A 15,739-nucleotide genomic window follows, 5' to 3' on the forward strand; every position below is an offset into this window, starting at 1 on the left:
CGCCTATATAGGGGGCCCGCCGTCCCTCATGGCCAGCCCGGGCTGTCACGGGGCGCGCGCCGCACGTCTTACGAGGAGTTTCCGGTCCATGGCGTCCCTTCGCGACATCCGCAAGCGCATCCGCACGGTGAAGAACACGCGGCAGATCACCAAGGCCATGAAGATGGTCTCCGCCGCGAAGCTCCGGAAGGCGCAGGACGCCATCCTCGCCGCCCGCCCGTACGCGCAGACGCTGGAGCAGATCATCTCCGAGCTGGCCGTGCGCTCCGCCGACCAGGAGCTGGCGCACCCGCTGCTCGCCTCCCGCCCCATCCGCCGCGTGGAGCTCCTGCTCCTCACGTCCGACCGCGGCCTCGCCGGCGGCTTCAACTCCAACGTCATCCGCCGCGCCAACCGCTACCTGTACGAGAACAGCGACCTCCAGGTGCGCGTCTCCACGGTGGGCCGCAAGGGCAACGACTTCTTCCGCAACCGCGGCCAGTCCATCCGCAAGGACTTCGCCGGCCTGTACGCGACGCTGAACTACCGCTCCGCCGCCAACGTCGCGGAAGAGCTGGCCGCCGCCTTCCTCAACGACGAGGTCGACGCGGTCTACGTCGTCTACAACGAGTTCGTCTCCGCCATCACCCAGAACGTGGTCGTGTCGCAGCTGCTGCCGCTGCAGCCCGCCACGGCGAAGGCCGCCGCCACGCCCACCCCGGAGAGCGTGACCTCCGCCCCGGCCCTGGTGGACTTCAAGTACGAGCCGTCCCGCCAGGCCGTGCTGGACCGGCTGGTGCCCCAGGCGGTGAACATCAAGCTGTACCGGGCGCTGCTGGAGAGCGTGGCCAGCGAGCAGGGCGCGCGCATGAGCGCCATGGAGAACGCCACCAACAACGCCACGGACATGATCTCCAGCTACACCCTGATCTACAACCGCACCCGCCAGGCGGTCATCACCAAGGAACTCATGGAGATCGTCTCCGGCGCCGAGGCCCTCAAGTAGTCCGCCTCCCGTCCGGCCGCCTCTCCAGAAGGGCCCGTTGCTTCGCGCTTCCACGAGCGCCGGAGGCACGGGCCCTTCGTCGTTCCTGGCCCCCCCACCGGGCAGGCGTCACAGAAGGGCACCTCAAGGGACTGGCGTACGGGACACCGCTCCGCTAAGCGGGACTTACGTGCGCGGACCCGGGAGGCTTGACCCTGCCGGGCACCCCCCGGTAAAGGGGGCCCGCCCACACCCCTCTTCGGGGTTCGATTTCCTGACGGGCGGCGGCGCCCCGGCCGCTCGCCACACGAGACAAGGCAGAGGAGTCCCATGAGCGCTCAAGTCCCGACGACTGGCAAGATCACGCAGGTTCTCGGCCCCGTGGTCGACGTGGAGTTCCCGCCCGGCGGGCTCCCTGAGGTGTACGCCGCCCTCAAGCTGACCAACCCCAACCTGGGCGCGGAGAAGGACAACCTCACCATCGAGGTGGCGCAGCACCTGGGCGAGAACACCGTGCGCTGCATCGCCATGGACTCCACCGAGGGCCTGGGCCGTGGCATGCCGGTGCGCAGCACGGGCGCCCCCATCCAGGTGCCGGTGGGCAAGGCCACCCTGGGCCGCATCATGAACGTCACCGGCGACCCGGTGGACGAAATGGGCCCGGTGAACGCCACCGAGTACTGGCCCATCCACCGCGCGCCCCCTCCGTTCACGGAGCAGGACGTGCGCGTGCAGATGTTCGAGACCGGCATCAAGGTCATCGACCTGCTCGCCCCCTACACCCGTGGCGGCAAGATCGGCCTGTTCGGCGGCGCCGGCGTGGGCAAGACGGTGCTCCTGCAGGAGCTCATCCGCAACGTGGCCGTGGAGCGCGGCGGCTTCTCCGTGTTCGCCGGCGTCGGTGAGCGCACCCGCGAAGGCAACGACCTGTACCACGAGATGCAGGAGACCAAGGTCATCCAGACCGACAACCTGGAGAAGAGCCAGGCGGTCCTCGTGTACGGCCAGATGAACGAGCCGCCCGGCGCCCGCGCCCGCGTGGCCCTCTCCGCGCTGACCATGGCGGAGTACTTCCGCGACGTGGAGGGCCGTGACGTGCTCCTCTTCGTGGACAACATCTTCCGCTTCACCCAGGCCGGCTCGGAAGTGTCCGCCCTCCTGGGCCGCATCCCCAGCGCGGTGGGTTACCAGCCCACGCTCGCCACGGAGATGGGCGGCCTGCAGGAGCGCATCACCTCCACCACCAAGGGCTCCATCACCTCCGTGCAGGCCATCTACGTGCCCGCGGACGACCTGACGGACCCCGCGCCCGCCACCGCGTTCGCCCACCTGGACGCGACCACGGTGCTCAACCGCTCCATCGCGGAGCTCGCCATCTTCCCCGCCGTGGACCCGCTGGACTCCACCAGCCGCATCCTGTCCGCGGACGTGCTGGGCGCCGAGCACTACGCCGTGGCCCGCCGCATCCAGGGCATCCTGCAGCGTTACAAGGAGCTCCAGGACATCATCGCCATCCTCGGCATGGACGAACTCTCCGAAGAGGACAAGCTGTCCGTGGCGCGCGCCCGCAAGATCCAGCGCTTCCTGTCCCAGCCGTTCTTCGTGGCCAAGGTCTTCACGGGCCTGGACGGCCGCTACGTGGCGCTGAAGGACACCATCCGCAGCTTCAAGGAGATCGCGGAAGGCAAGCACGACGAGCTCCCGGAGTCCGCCTTCTACATGGTGGGCGCCATCGAAGAGGCTCAGGAGAAGGCCCGCAAGCTGGCGGCGGCGTAAGACTCCCATGCGCCTGACCGTCGCGCTCGCCCTGCTCGTCTGTGGTGCCGCGCCTTCCGCCCTGGCGGAGGAGCGCGGCAGCCGGGCACGGGTGAGCGCGAATGGCCTCTACAGCGTCCGCTCGGTGGACGTGGGCGTGGGGAAGTGCCGGCTGGAGGTGCTCAAGGAGAGCGGGCCCCACTGGTCGGCGGACGTGTGCGTGGGGACGGTGGATGACCTCTACTTCGCGTCCAACGACGGGGAGAAGGTCTGGGTGGTGTACCCGCTGGTGGAGAAGGGCAAGCCGGTCCCCAGCAAGGGCAAGAAGAAGGCGAAGGGCCAGAGCCTGGCGTGGGCGCGGGTGATGGTGGCCGCCCAGTTCGACCGCACGGGGCAGAAGCTCCAGGAGCGGCGGCTGACGGAGCTGATGACGACGAAGCAGCTGTCGGAAGTGCGGCAGCTGGCCCACCACCTCAAGTGGCTGGAGGGCACGCTGGGCATCCCGGGCAGGGGCCCGCGCCTGACGGACGCCGGGGTGGTGGAGTTCGAGCCGGTGGGCGTGAAGACCCAGCGGCTGACTTTCTGATGCGGTAGTGCGGTAGCACGAGGACCTTCATGGCCAAGCTGACTGTCGAGATCGTCACCCCCGAGAAGCGCATCCTGTCCGTGCAGGCCGACGAGGCCATCGTGCCGGGCGGAGAGGGCCTGTTCGGCGTGCGTCCCGGCCACACGCCGTTCCTGTCGCTGGTGGAGCCGGGCACGCTCACCCTCATCGAGGCGGGGAAGCAGGACCGCTACTTCGTGGCCGGCGGCTTCGTGGAGGTGAGCAACGACAAGGTGCTGGTGCTGGCGGACGCCGCCGAGCACGTCAACGGCATCGACGTCGCGGGTGCCCGCCGCCGCATGGAAGAGGCCCAGGCGCGCCTCAAGGACCTGAACGCCGCGGACGCGCGCTACGCGCTGGAGCAGGCCGCGGTGCGCCGCGAGGCCGCGCGCATCAGCGCCTCCGAGTCCCGCTAGGGATTCACCCGCGCGCCCCTTCCCGGGCGCGCGTGCGGTACCGGAAGGGTGGTGCTCCGAATCCCCGCGGACGTGGGGACCGGCGCTCCACCCTTTTCGCGTTCCGGGGCTTGGACGAAGCATGATGCGGCTCAAGTCATGAGCACGCCCGAGTCGCCCGTCCTGGAACTGTTCCACCGCATCGCGGATCCGCCGTCCGCCACCGCGCGCCGCTTCGTCACGGACCACGCGCTGGAGGACCGCGTGCGCTTCCGCAACCTCACCTACGAAGAGGTGGAGAAGGACTGGCGCGAGCGCGGCGGCCACACGTCCCCCGCGCTGTGGGACGGCTCACGGCTGCACCAGGGCGCGGAGGCCGTGGTGGCGCGGCTGATGGCGGTGGTGAACCTGGGCCGTGACGACGCGTGATCCGCGCGTGCATCGCGTGGACGAAGTGAAGTCGTGCGCGTCAAGGTGAACACCTGAGCCCGTGGGCAGCGCACGCGCACGAGGCCACCCGTGCGTCCCTTTCGGTCCATGCGCAGCATTCGAAGTTGGACATGCACGCGTGCTCGCGCGTTTCAACAGGCCCGCCTGCTTGCTGAAACGCAGCGGGATGCGATAGCTACCGCGCCCCCGGTTGCGCCGTGGTTGCGGCGGAGGAGGCGGACAGTGGCGACGCGCGTGGTGCAATCCAGCGGGACCTTTCTTGTCCAGCGCTCCACCGCAGCCACTCCGTGCACGTCAAGGCCCCATGATCGATCCGCCATCGCGTCGCGCACCATCGCAGCGTTCATCTCGGTGCTCGTCCTTGGCTGAGGCTCGGGTAATCTCTGCTCCTCCGATGCCGCTGACTCCCGCAGACCGCCAGGACCGTTTTCATGCGGCATTCCTGGGGCTCGCCATCGGGGATGCGCTCGGCTTTCCGCTGAGGGGCATCCCCCCGGCGAGCCTGGCGCGGCTGCCCGGCCTGGCGGAGGACTTCGCGCCCCGGCCGCGCGGCAAGTTCGCCAAGGGCCAGTTCAGCGACGACACGCAGCTCTTGCTCGCGGCCGCGGAGAGCGTCATCCGCGAGGGCAAGGTGGACGGCCGCAGCGCGGCGCTGCACCTGGCGTGGCTGTGGCAGGAGGGCATCATCCTCCAGCCGCCGCGCAGCCTGTCGGAATCGCTGCAGCGCCTTGCGAGCGGCACGCCGTGGATGAGCGCGGGCGCGCCCCTGGGCACCCGGTGCCCGTCGGTGCTCAGCCGCGCGCTGGTGGTGGGCCTCTTCGAAAGCGGTCAGCGCGCGCGTCTGCCGCACGACGCGGGCGTGCTCACCGTCATCACGCACAAGGACCCGGTCTGCGCCGCCGCCGCCGCCGCGTTCGCGCAGGCCGTGGCGCTGGGCATGGAGCAGGAGGCCCTCACGCCCGCGGCCTTCTGCGAGGCCCTGGCGCTGTCCGCCGCCGTGCACGACAAGAACCTGGCGGAGGAGATCCGCCACCTGCCGCGCCTGCTCACCTGGGACACCCAGCGCGCGCTCAACCAGCTGCGCAAGGTGGGCGTGCCCCCCAGCGAGCTGAAGGGCGTGGACGGCCTGCCGTGTCACGTGGTGCCGGTGCTGCTCACGTCGCTGTACGCGACGCTGAAGGTGCCGCACGACTTCCGGGAGGCCGTGGTCCTCACGCTGCGCTGTGGCGGCGAAGCGGACGTGGCCGCGGCCCTCACCGGCGCCCTGCTGGGCGCGCACCTGGGCACCCGCGCCATCCCGGCCCGCCTGCGCAAGCAGGTGCTGTACGCGGAGAACCTGCTGGACACCGCGGACCGCCTGTTCCGGGCCCGCCAGGTGCGCGAGACGCTGGCCACGGCCATCGCGCATCAGAAGAGCCGCCGCTAGTCGCCTGGCCCCGGCCGACCCTGTCGGCCCCGCCCGGCCCGCCCGGGAGGGTGGGGGCACCAGGCAGGCAGCCGGACGTGAATGGGGTGTGCGGCGGGACTTCTCCCACACACCCTTCCTGACCACCTTGAGGGACAGACCGGGGCAGCCGGGACGCCAGGCAGGCGTTCGGCGGTGGTGCCCTGGAAGTCATCCTGTCGGAGGCACGGTCGTGGACCTCGAATCAGAACGCCTGGAGCGCAGCCAGCTGGAGACGCTCTCCACCCCCGAACTCATCCGGCACGCGCTGTCGGAGACCCGCCTGTTGGTGAAGGCGGAGGTGATGCACGCCAAGAAGGAGCTGAAGCAGGAGCTGCAGGCGGCCAAGCTGGCGGGCATCTTCCTGGGCGCCGGAGCCGTGCTGGCCCTCACGTCGCTGGCCGTGCTCTTCGTCGCGCTGGGCCTGGCGCTGCCCCTGGGGGCCGCCGTGGGCGTGCTCATCGTGGGCGCGGTGCTGCTGGCCGTGGCCGGCCTCCTCCTGTTCCTGGGCACGAAGCGGATTCCCAAGAAGCCGCTGGTCCACACCCAGGAGCGCTTGAAGACGGACCTTCAAATGACCCGGGAGACGCTGCAATGAGCCAGGCACCCGAGACCGAAGCGCACGTCGACCATGCCATCACCAGGCGCATGGGCGACCGCGAGCAGGTGGAGCAGACCGCGGACCGCATCCGCGACGAGCTGCTGCTCACCCTGGAGGAGCTGGACCGCCGGCGCACCCGCGCCACGGACGTGCGCTACCACGTCAACCAGAACAAGGACCTGCTCATCACCGTGGGCGCGGCCGCCCTGGTGGCGGTGGGCCTGGGCGTGGGCCTCGCCATCTACCGCGCCCGCCACCACGACGAGCGCGTGCGCCGCATGCGCCGCAAGGCCCTGGAGCGCGCCTGGGCCCACCCGGACCGCGTGGCCACCAGCATCGAGGACAAGCCGCTGGGCGCGGAGCTGGGCCGCAAGGTGGTGATGATCTTCGCCACCTCGCTCGCCACCGCCGTGGCCCGCAACTCCATCCAGACCCTGGTGCCCTCGCGGGCCATCGCCAAGGTGCCTGCGGACAAAGATAAGAAATCCTGAATGCGCAAAATGCGCGCATAAAGCAGACTGATGTCCATGACGGACCTGCTCTATGCGCGCGCGCAGATGGGGCTCTCGCTCGCGTTCCACATCGTGTTCGCGGCGGCCGGCGTGGCGTTGCCGGTGTTGATGGTGTTGAGCGACCTGAAGCACCGGCGCACGGGGGACGCGGACTACCGGAAGCTCAGCGAGAAGCTGGCCAAGGGCACCGCCATCCTGTTCGCGGTGGGCGCGGTGAGCGGGACGGTGCTCTCGTTCGAGCTGGGCCTGCTGTGGCCGGAGTTCATGGGCCGCTACGGGGAAGTGATTGGCCTGCCCTTCAGCCTGGAGGGCGTGGCCTTCTTCACCGAGGCCATCTTCCTGGGCATCTACCTGTACGGCCGCGAGCGTGTGTCGCCGGGCCTGCACCTCTTCAGCGGCGTGATGGTGGCGGTGAGCGGCGCGGCGAGCGCGTTCTTCGTCACGCTGGTGAACACGTTCATGAACAACCCGTCCGGCTTCACGCCCACGCCGTCGGGGCCCACGGACGTGCAGCCGCTGGTGGCCATGTTCAGCCCCGGCTGGCAGTACCAGACGGCGCACGTGCTGCTGTCCTGCTATCAGGCCAGCGCGTTCGCGATGGCGGGCATCCACGCCTTCATCCTGCTGAGGCATCCGGGCGCCGCGTTCCACAAGAAGGCGCTGTCCATCGCGCTGCCGCTTGCGTGCATCACCGCGCTCGCGCAGCCGCTGGTGGGGGACCTGTCCGCGAAGCACATGGCGCGCGAGCAGCCCGTGAAGCTGGCCGCGATGGAGGCGCACTTCCACACGGAGTCGGGCGCGCCCCTGAAGGTGGGGGGATGGCCGGACGTGGAGACGGGCACCGTAGCGGGCGCCATCGACCTGCCGAAGGGGCTCTCCATCCTGGCGTTCGCGGATCCCAACGCGGAGGTGAAGGGCCTGAACGAGTTCCCCCGCGACGTCTGGCCGCCGGTGGCCAAGGTGCACATGGCCTTCCAGGTGATGGTGGGTACGGGCAGCCTGATGGCGCTGCTCGCGCTGGCCACGCTGTGGCGCAGGTGGCGGGGCCGCGAGTGGCCGCACGGCAAGGGCATGATGCGCGCCTGGCTCTGGTCGGGGCCGCTGGGGCTGGTGGCGCTGGAGGCGGGGTGGCTCGTCACGGAGTGGGGCCGGCAGCCCTGGATCGTCCGGGACGTGATGCGCACGGGCGAGGCGGTGACGCCGGTGCCGCACCTGGCCGCGCCGTTCTTCACCTTCACGGCGGTGTACCTGTTCCTCGGGGTGACGGTGCTCTTCGTGCTCTGGCGGCAGGTGGCGGGCACGCTGCCGAAGGGACCCGGCGCGGCCGCGGATGGCGAGGTGGCCCATGCCCATTGAGACGACGGTGCTGGGGTTCGCGGTGGCGGGTACGCTCGTGCTGTACGCGCTCCTGGGCGGGGCGGACTTCGGCGGCGGGGTGTGGGACCTGCTGGCCCGAGGGCCTCGCAAGGCGGAGCAGCGCGCGCTCATCGCCCGCGCCATTGGCCCGGTGTGGGAGGTGAACCACGTCTGGCTCATCGTGGGGCTGGTGCTGCTCTTCAGCGGCTTCCCGCGCGCCTTCGCGGCGCTGAGCGTGGCGCTGCACGTGCCCCTGACGCTGCTGGTGCTGGGCATCGTGTTCCGGGGCACGGCGTTCACCTTCCGCGCCTACGACACGCGCGGGGACGCGGTGGAGCGCCGCTGGGGCGTGGTGTTCAGCGTCGCGAGCGTGGTGGCGCCGCTGCTGTTGGGCATGTGCGTGGGCGCGGTGGCCAGCGACGCCATCCGCATGCAGGGGCACGCGGTGGTGAGTGGCTTCTTCGCGTCGTGGCTGTCGCCCTTCGCGCTGTCCGTGGGCGTGCTGACGCTGGGCCTGTTCGCGTTCCTGGCGGCCGTGTACCTCACGCATGAAGCGCGGACGCCGGAGCTGGCGGAGGACTTCCGGCGCCGGGCGCTGGTGACGGGAGGGCTCCTGTTCCCGCTGGCCCTGGCCGCCCTGCTGCTGTCGCGCGAGGGCGCGCCCCGGGTGTGGACGGGCCTGCTACAGACGCCGTTCGCACTGGCACTGCATGTGGGGACCGCGATGGCGGCGGTGACGGCGTTCGCGCTCCTGTGGACGCGGCGCTTCCGGGCCGCGCGGGTGGCGGCGGCCACGCAGGGCGGGCTCATCGTGCTGGGGTGGGCGGTGTCGCAGGCGCCTTACCTCGTCTACCCGAATCTGACGCTCCAGAGCGCCGCGGCGCAGCCGGTGGTGCAGCGGCTGCTCCTGGTGGCGCTCGGAGTGGGCCTGGTGACGGTGGTGCCGTCGCTGGTGCTGCTGTTCCGAGTCTTCGGTCCCCGGGGCCAGGAGCCCCAGGCTCCCCAGGCTCCCCAGGCTCCGGAGGTGCCTACGACTTGAGCACGGGGAACAGCGGCGGGTGCACGACGCGGGGCTTCTCGTCGCCTCGCGCCACCAGCACGCGGGCCCCTTCGAGCAGGTCCTCCGAGTCCAGGGCCTCCACCACGGTGCGCGCGGCGCTGTCGGCGTCCATCACGCGGCAGTGCACGCGCATGACGCCCTCCTCCGTCTCGCCGCCCTCCACCTCGCCGTTGCCCGTCCAGCCGAGCGCGTCCGTGAGCAGCTCCTCCACGGCGCTGCGCTGCTCGAAGTCGTGGCCGGTGCCCTTGCCCTGCACGGCGTACTCGACGAGCAGCACGGCCATGGCGTCCGGTTCGGGCTCGTCGTAGCCGGCGTCCACCAGGGATTCGGCCTCTTGGGCGATGACCATGTCGGGGTCCTCGTCCGGGGGGACGGGAACGGTCTTCTGCTCGCCTCCATCACCGACGGTGCCCCAGTGCACCGTGACGACACCCTCGTGCTCCCAGGCTTCCCAGTAGCGGAGGGTGTCGCCGTCCTTCATGTAGAGCTTCAGCAATGCGTTGGCCTCATTCGCGCGGACTCCATACCGCAACCGGGCTCAGTAGGCACGGCCCTGGCCTCCGTCCACGGGGACGGTGGAGCCCGTCACCCACTTCGCCCGCTCCGAGCAGAGGAAGGCGACCACGTCCGCCACCTCCTCGGGCGTGCCGAAGCGGCCCCAGGGAATCTGCTCGCGCACCATCTTGGCCACCGCCTCCGGGTCGTGCTGATTGCGCCGGTCCCAGCTGCCGCCGGGGAAGAAGATGGAGCCCGGGGCCACGGCGTTGACGCGGACGCGGTGGGACGCCAGGTCCACGGCCATCTCCTTGGTGAGCGCGATGAGGCCCGCCTTGGCAGCGCTGTAGGGCGCGCTGGTGGCGTACTCGCGGCCGAAGATGGAGCTGATGTGCACGATGCTGCCGCCGCCGCACTGTCGCATCAGCGGCACCGCGCGCTGGCTGCACCACACGGCGGACATCAGGTTGCGCTGGATGACGTCGTTCCACTGCTGGGTGCTGGCCGCGTCGAAGGCGCCCGCGCCGCCGCTGCCGCCCACGTTGTTCACCAGGATGTCCATTGAACCGAAGGCGCGCACCGCGGAGTCCACCGCCAGGTACGCGCCCTCCTGCGTGGCCACGTCCGTGACCACCGTCGCCACCTGGGCGCCCTCGGAGCGCAGCTCCTTCGCGAGGACCTCCAGCGGCTCCGGATTGCGCGCGCACACGCACACCCTGGCGCCTTCGCGCGACAGCACCATGGCGATGGCCCGCCCGATGCCCCGGCTGCTACCGGTGACGAGCGCCGTCTTTCCCGTGATTCCCAGTTCCATACCGTCCCTTCTACCGCCGGGCAGGGCCGGGTGGGGGACGGGATTCACCGGGGCGTTCAAAGCCGTTCGAAGATGTCCAGGCGCCAGGTGCCCTCCATCTCGCCGCGCAGATGGCGCAGGCGCCTGGGGGGGAGCCGGCGGAAGGAGTCGTGGACCTCGTGGCCGCTGCAGCGCATGTCGCGCGTCTGGCCGGTCCAGTGCACGAGGACCAGGTGCCCGCCGGGCTCCAGGTGCTCCAGGATGCGCTGCTGCGCGAGGGCCAGCTCCGGGAGGCTCCAGTAGGCGCCGCGCCCGGATACGAGGGTGAGGTCGAAGGTCTGCTCGGGGTAGCGCTCCGGCACGTTCATCCGCTGGAAGCGCACGTGCGACAGGTGGCGGCAGCGGTGGATGGCGCGGGCCTGGGCGGAGTCGGAGGTCTCCAGGGAGAGCAGGGCGTCACAGCGCGCCTGGAGCTTCTCCGTGAGCAGGCCGATGGCGCCGCCAATCTCCAGGGCGGAGCGGTAGTGCGCGCGGGGAAGCGATGCCAGGGTGACGTCATCGCGGCTGCGCACGCAGCCGTGCGCGGCGAAGGGCCACGGGTCTTCGGCTTCTTGTGTCGGGAGGGGAGGGGCGAGCAGGAAGGCGGGTGAAGATTTCATCGAGAGGGGTCCTGGAGGATGTCGAATCCTCACGATGGGACCCACTCAAGCCCTCCACATCCCGTGCGCCCGGGGCCATGAAGGTGTCGACCCTGGGGCAGTCCGAGCGTCGGGAGGTGATCAGCCGCCGTGCCAGTAGTCTGGCTGACAGGACCACGGGAGTTCCTTGCCCCGCCGGTCGCAGTGAAAGCCGTCGGCGCAGGGATTGGGGCCATTCGGGTCACAGGCCTGGAGGCAGTGAAAGCCATCGCAGACCTGGCCTTCGCCGCACGTCGGATTCGTGGCGGAGCAGCGATGGATGCACTCCGCCCAGACCTTGCCCGGGAACTCCGAGCTCGAGAACACTCGGCATTTGCGGCCATCGGGACAGGGGGTGTCCAGGCAGTTCGGACCATGGATGGATGCGCAGATGGAGGTGCCCTCCTCGAACGGGACACAGCGTTCCCCCTGAGGGCAGCCGCGCTTCTCACAGGTGGGGAGACACGAGGGCTTCGGCTTCACGTCCGCGCAGAAGAATCCCTCCGAACACGTCCCGGGTTGGCCGGGGGTGCAGGCACGAGCACAGTAGCCATCCCTCCCCACGCACTCGAACTCCGCCCTGCATGCGGAGGTCGCATCGAAAGCGGTCTCCAAGCAGGGCTCTCCCTCCTGGCGAATGCCCACGAGCGCGCAGAGCCTGACCAGGACTTCGCCCGCACTGGAGACCGGCAGGCTCGTGCATCGTTGCCCTTCGGGGCACTGGCTGTCGGTCGTGCAGGCGCTGTCCGTGCAATAGCGCCGGAAGCGGACGTCGCGGTAACAGACGAGAGGGGCCTCACAGTCGGTCTGCTTCAAGCAGGTGTAGTGGTAGGTCACCCGCCGCATCCGCTCGTCGTAGGTCAGCATGGGGACCAGGCCCTCCGGTTCCTGCATGGGTGTCGCACTCGCTTCCCGCACCTGCTGGAGGACGAAGAGTGCGGGGGCCAGGAGGACGAGGCAGGCCACCAGGCTCATGGACACGTGCCAGGGCCGCGTCATGGTCCACCACACAGCTCGATGCACTCTTCGCTCGGCTCGGTGTCACGGGGACAGAGGCGCTGGTAGTCGCGCGAGGTGCAGCTCGAGTCCGGTATCTGCTCCAACGCGTCCTTGTGCGCCGCCCGGTCCAGCTTGCCGCCCGGGCGGTGCACCTCCGGGCATGCCGCCAGCCCGCCCAGGACGCACAGCCACAGCCCCACCGCGTGTGCTCGGCCCATGACGGTCCAGGCTAGCCGTGGCCTGGAACCGTCAGGCATTGCCCCGCCGGGCAATGATTTGTCATCCAGCCTGGAAGCGTGCCTCCGCCGGACGCGCGCCGCCCGTGCGCTTCACGCCGTGGTCGCCGTTCGCGGACAGGTGCTGCAGCAGCTTGAACACCGTCTCCACCTCATCCGCCGCGCCGATGTCCTGCGCCAGCTGATCCGCGGACCGCGCCTCCGCCTTCGCCGCCTTCAGCTTCGAGAGCAGCTTGCCCTGCAGCTCCAGCACGCGCCCCGCGGCCTTCTTGCCCGCCTCCACGCCCGGCTGGTGATAGGCATTGATGTTCACGAGGCTCGCGTAGAGGCCCACCGCGCGCTCGTACAACGCAATCAGCGCTCCCACGGTGCGCGCGCTCACGTCCGGCACGGTGAGCGTCATCGACTCGCGGCCCTTCTCGAACAGCGCCCGGCGCGTGCCCAGCAGGAACCCCAGCAGGTAGTCGCCGCTGGTGTTCTCACCCTCCACCGCCAGGGACTTGCCGTCCCGGTCCTTCAGCACCTCCACGAAGGTGACGAAGAAGTTGTTCACGCCCTCGCGCAGCTGCTGCACGTAGGCGTGTTGGTCCGTGGAGCCCTTGTTGCCGTAGACGGCGATGCCCTGGTTCACGACCTTGCCGTCCAGCGACAGCTCCTTGCCCAGGGACTCCATCACCAGCTGCTGGAGGTACTTGGACATCAGCATCAGCCGGTCCTTGTACGGCAGGATGACCATGTCCTTCTGGCCCTTGCCGCCACCCGCGTGGAACCACATCAGCGCGAGCAGCGCCGCCGGGTTCGCCGCCGCGTCATGCCCGCGCGTCGCCGCGTCCATGTCCTTCGCGCCCGCGAGGAAGCCGTCCACGTCCAGCCCCTGCAACCAGGCTGGCAGGAGCCCCACCGCCGACATCACCGACGTGCGCCCGCCAACCCAGTCCCACATGGGGAAGGTGCGCAGCCACTTGTGGCCCTTGGCGTAGGTATCCAACTCGCTGCCGTCGCCCGTCACCGCCACCGCGTGCGCGCCGAAGTCCAGGCCGCGCTGCTTGTAGGCGGCCTCTGCCTCCAGCATGCCGTTGCGCGTCTCCTTGGTGCCGCCGGACTTGCTGATGACCACGGTGAGCGTCTCCGCCAGCCGCTCGCCCAGGTTGTTGAGCACCCGGTCCATCCCGTCCGGGTCCGTGTTGTCCAGGAAGTGCACCTGCATGGCGTCCCGGCCGCTGCCCAGCGCGTCCGCCACCAGCTGCGGACCCAGCGCCGAACCGCCGATGCCGACAATCAGCACCTGCGTGAACTTCGCCGCCTTCACGGGCTTCACCTTGCCCGCGTGCACGTCCTTCGCGAACGCGGCCACCTGGGCCTGCATGTCCGTGATGGCCGTCTTCAGCTCCGCCTCCGGCGCCAGCTCCGGGGCGCGCAGCCAGTAGTGGCCCACGCGGCGCTTCTCATCCGGATTGGCGACGGCGCCCTTCTCCAGCGCGTCCATGGCCTGGAACGCCGCGTCCATGCGCGAGCGCATCCCGTCCAGGAAGTCCGCGCCGAAGTTCATGCGGGAGATGTCCAGCGTGAGCCCCACGGAGGGGACGACGCACAGGTGCCGCTGGTACCGCTCCCACAACTCGCGCTCCGTCATGACCCGACTCCCTTGCAAGGGGCGCCGACCTCATGCGCGGCGCCCGCCAGAACCGTCGCGGCGCACCGTAGCAAGGCCCGCACGGCGCGGACGCAACGATGTCGCGGTCCCCGTTGCCTGGACGTCGCCTGGACGTCGCTTCCACCCCCCAAGCTGTCCTCTACCCGGAAGGGCGCGGGCCCTACGGTGCCGAGGGCGCGGCTTCCACGGGCGGGGACTCCGACGGCGGCAGCGCCCCCTTGGGCTTCCAGGCCGGGTTGCGGAAGATGTAGCCCAGCCGCTGGCTCAACGGTCCCGGGCGGGCCGCGTCCCTCGCGATGGCGGCGAACTCGTTGAACGCGATGCGCACCGGGTTGTGCGTGGTGAGGTTCTTCGTCAGCCCGTAGATGGGGCGCTCGGTCTCCGGGACGAACGTGCCGAAGAGGCGGTCCCAGATGATGAGGATGCCCGCGTAGTTCACGTCGATGTAGGCCGCGTTGGAGGCGTGGTGCGCGCGGTGGTGCGACGGCGTGTTGAACAGCCACTCCACGGGGCGCGGCAGCCGGTCGATGGCCTCCGTGTGGATCCAGTACTGGTACAGCAGGCTCACGGCCTGCTGCGTGACGATCATCTCCGGGGAGAAGCCCAGCAGCGCCAGCGGTACCCAGAACACCCAGCCCGTCATCGGCGTCCACGTCTGCCGCAGCGCCGTGGACAGGTTGTAGTGCTGGCTGGAGTGGTGCACCACGTGCGACGCCCAGAAGAGGCGGCTCTCGTGGTGGACGCGGTGGAAGGCGTAGTAGCAGAGGTCTTCCAGGAAGAAGAGCAGCACCCACGCCACCAGCCCGTGGCCCATGCGCAGCGGCGTCAGGTGGTAGAGCGCCGCGTAGCCCGCGAACGCCACGCCCTTCCAGAACACGCTCACCGCCACGTTGCCCAGGCCCATGGAGAGACTGGCGAACGTGTCCTTCCACGTGTGGCCCTTGATGCTCTCGCCGCGCTCCTGCCGCAGCTTGCGCACCCAGAGGGCCTCGGCGATGACGGTGATGACGAACACCGGGATGGCCGGGGTGATGAGGTCGGGGATGTGCGTCATGTCCATGGCTGCTGACCTCCTGCGAATCAATCCTTGGGTGCGAACGCGACGCGCATGAAGCGCGCCAGCGTGTCCAACATGCGGCGGTGCGCTGGATCCGAAGGACGGGCGGCCCCACCCACCGCCGCGCCCTGCACCGCGTCCAGCGCCAGCTCCACCACACCGTCGAAGTCCGGATGCGTGGCGGCCACGTCCGGGAACAGCTCGCGCGCCACGCGGTGCATGTTCTGGCGGTGCGGACCGTCCACCACCGCCAGCGCCTTCTGCAGCTCCGGGCTGGTGCGCGCCGCGACGTACAGCTCGATGGCGGCCTGCAACTCCGGTCGCTGGTAGGCGGTCCACAGCATGTCCACCGCCGCCCCCACCCGGTCCTTTCCGGACGGACGCGCTCCCACGCCCGCGAGGAAGTCCTGGATGAGGCGGGGGAAGAGGTGCTCCACCGCCACCGCGAGCAGCTCCTCCTTCGTTTCGAAGTGCGTGAAGAGCGCCCCCTGCGACACCCCCGCCCGCTTCGCCACCTCCACCGTCGTCAGCCGCGCATAGCCCTGCTCCACCAGCGCCTCGATGGTGGCGTCCAGCAGCTTGCGGCGCGTCGACTCGCGGCGCTCCGCCTGCGTGCGGCGCACCGGCGCCTCGACCTTCCTGGGGGCGGACTTCGGGGGCATACCGGGAGGATAACCGTTCACTTAA

17 protein-coding genes are annotated in these 15,739 nt (G+C 70.1%); 10 read left to right on the forward strand and 7 right to left on the reverse strand.

The annotated features are described in order from the left end of the window. Window positions 1-88: 88 nt before the first annotated feature. From atpG to D7V77_RS03275, 10 genes are all read left to right on the forward strand, one after another. The gene (gene atpG, locus D7V77_RS03230; protein WP_120574795.1) at window positions 89-985 is read left to right on the forward strand and encodes an ATP synthase F1 subunit gamma; all 897 of its coding nucleotides are present in this window, start codon (window positions 89-91) and stop codon (window positions 983-985) included. Window positions 986-1,294: 309 nt separating this feature from the next. After that, window positions 1,295-2,740, forward strand: a complete 1,446-nt coding sequence (atpD, locus tag D7V77_RS03235) for a F0F1 ATP synthase subunit beta (RefSeq protein ID WP_120574796.1) — start codon at window positions 1,295-1,297, stop codon at window positions 2,738-2,740. A gap of 7 nt (window positions 2,741-2,747) precedes the next feature. Next, a complete protein-coding gene (locus tag D7V77_RS03240; protein WP_120574797.1) occupies window positions 2,748-3,305 on the forward strand; it encodes a hypothetical protein in 558 nt (185 codons plus the stop codon). A gap of 29 nt (window positions 3,306-3,334) precedes the next feature. Then, the gene (locus tag D7V77_RS03245; protein ID WP_120560927.1) at window positions 3,335-3,739 is read left to right on the forward strand and encodes a F0F1 ATP synthase subunit epsilon; all 405 of its coding nucleotides are present in this window, start codon (window positions 3,335-3,337) and stop codon (window positions 3,737-3,739) included. A 138-nt stretch (window positions 3,740-3,877) separates the two neighbouring features. Further along, a complete protein-coding gene (locus D7V77_RS03250) occupies window positions 3,878-4,147 on the forward strand; it encodes a hypothetical protein (RefSeq protein ID WP_120574798.1) in 270 nt (89 codons plus the stop codon). 415 nt (window positions 4,148-4,562) lie between these two features. Continuing rightward, a complete protein-coding gene (locus tag D7V77_RS03255; RefSeq protein ID WP_120574799.1) occupies window positions 4,563-5,594 on the forward strand; it encodes an ADP-ribosylglycohydrolase family protein in 1,032 nt (343 codons plus the stop codon). A gap of 211 nt (window positions 5,595-5,805) precedes the next feature. Next, window positions 5,806-6,210, forward strand: coding sequence for a phage holin family protein (locus D7V77_RS03260; RefSeq protein WP_120574800.1), 405 nt, complete (start codon window positions 5,806-5,808; stop codon window positions 6,208-6,210). After that, entirely contained in the window at window positions 6,207-6,704 is a 498-nt protein-coding gene (locus tag D7V77_RS03265; RefSeq protein WP_120574801.1) for a hypothetical protein, read from the forward strand. Before D7V77_RS03260 ends, D7V77_RS03265 begins: the two co-directional genes overlap by 4 nt. Window positions 6,705-6,740: 36 nt before the next feature. Further along, window positions 6,741-8,081: a cytochrome ubiquinol oxidase subunit I gene (locus D7V77_RS03270; RefSeq protein WP_233596662.1), complete on the forward strand. Its 1,341-nt coding sequence runs from the start codon at window positions 6,741-6,743 to the stop codon at window positions 8,079-8,081. Further along, on the forward strand, window positions 8,071-9,120 hold the full coding sequence (locus tag D7V77_RS03275; protein WP_120574803.1) for a cytochrome d ubiquinol oxidase subunit II: 1,050 nt from the start codon (window positions 8,071-8,073) through the stop codon (window positions 9,118-9,120). Before D7V77_RS03270 ends, D7V77_RS03275 begins: the two co-directional genes overlap by 11 nt. Here D7V77_RS03275 and D7V77_RS03280 read toward each other — a convergent pair. The 7 genes from D7V77_RS03280 to D7V77_RS03315 form a co-directional block, all read right to left on the reverse strand. After that, window positions 9,110-9,637, reverse strand: a complete 528-nt coding sequence (locus D7V77_RS03280) for a hypothetical protein (protein ID WP_169820748.1) — start codon at window positions 9,635-9,637, stop codon at window positions 9,110-9,112. The genes D7V77_RS03275 and D7V77_RS03280 overlap by 11 nt on opposite strands. A 42-nt stretch (window positions 9,638-9,679) precedes the next feature. After that, on the reverse strand, window positions 9,680-10,450 hold the full coding sequence (locus D7V77_RS03285) for an SDR family NAD(P)-dependent oxidoreductase (protein WP_120574804.1): 771 nt from the start codon (window positions 10,448-10,450) through the stop codon (window positions 9,680-9,682). Between the two features lie 56 nt (window positions 10,451-10,506). Then, on the reverse strand, window positions 10,507-11,088 hold the full coding sequence (locus tag D7V77_RS03290) for an SAM-dependent methyltransferase (RefSeq protein WP_120574805.1): 582 nt from the start codon (window positions 11,086-11,088) through the stop codon (window positions 10,507-10,509). 1,013 nt (window positions 11,089-12,101) lie between these two features. Next, the gene (locus D7V77_RS03300; protein WP_120574806.1) at window positions 12,102-12,323 is read right to left on the reverse strand and encodes a hypothetical protein; all 222 of its coding nucleotides are present in this window, start codon (window positions 12,321-12,323) and stop codon (window positions 12,102-12,104) included. A gap of 61 nt (window positions 12,324-12,384) precedes the next feature. After that, the gene (locus D7V77_RS03305) at window positions 12,385-13,974 is read right to left on the reverse strand and encodes a glucose-6-phosphate isomerase (protein WP_120574807.1); all 1,590 of its coding nucleotides are present in this window, start codon (window positions 13,972-13,974) and stop codon (window positions 12,385-12,387) included. Window positions 13,975-14,155: 181 nt separating this feature from the next. Beyond that, window positions 14,156-15,055, reverse strand: a complete 900-nt coding sequence (locus tag D7V77_RS03310; RefSeq protein WP_120574808.1) for a sterol desaturase family protein — start codon at window positions 15,053-15,055, stop codon at window positions 14,156-14,158. Window positions 15,056-15,075: 20 nt separating this feature from the next. After that, entirely contained in the window at window positions 15,076-15,714 is a 639-nt protein-coding gene (locus D7V77_RS03315; RefSeq protein ID WP_120574809.1) for a TetR/AcrR family transcriptional regulator, read from the reverse strand. Between the last annotated feature and the right edge of the window lie 25 nt (window positions 15,715-15,739).

This window comes from Corallococcus sp. CA041A, from assembly GCF_003612075.1.
In the GTDB taxonomy this organism is placed as follows: Bacteria; Myxococcota; Myxococcia; order Myxococcales; family Myxococcaceae; genus Corallococcus; species Corallococcus exiguus.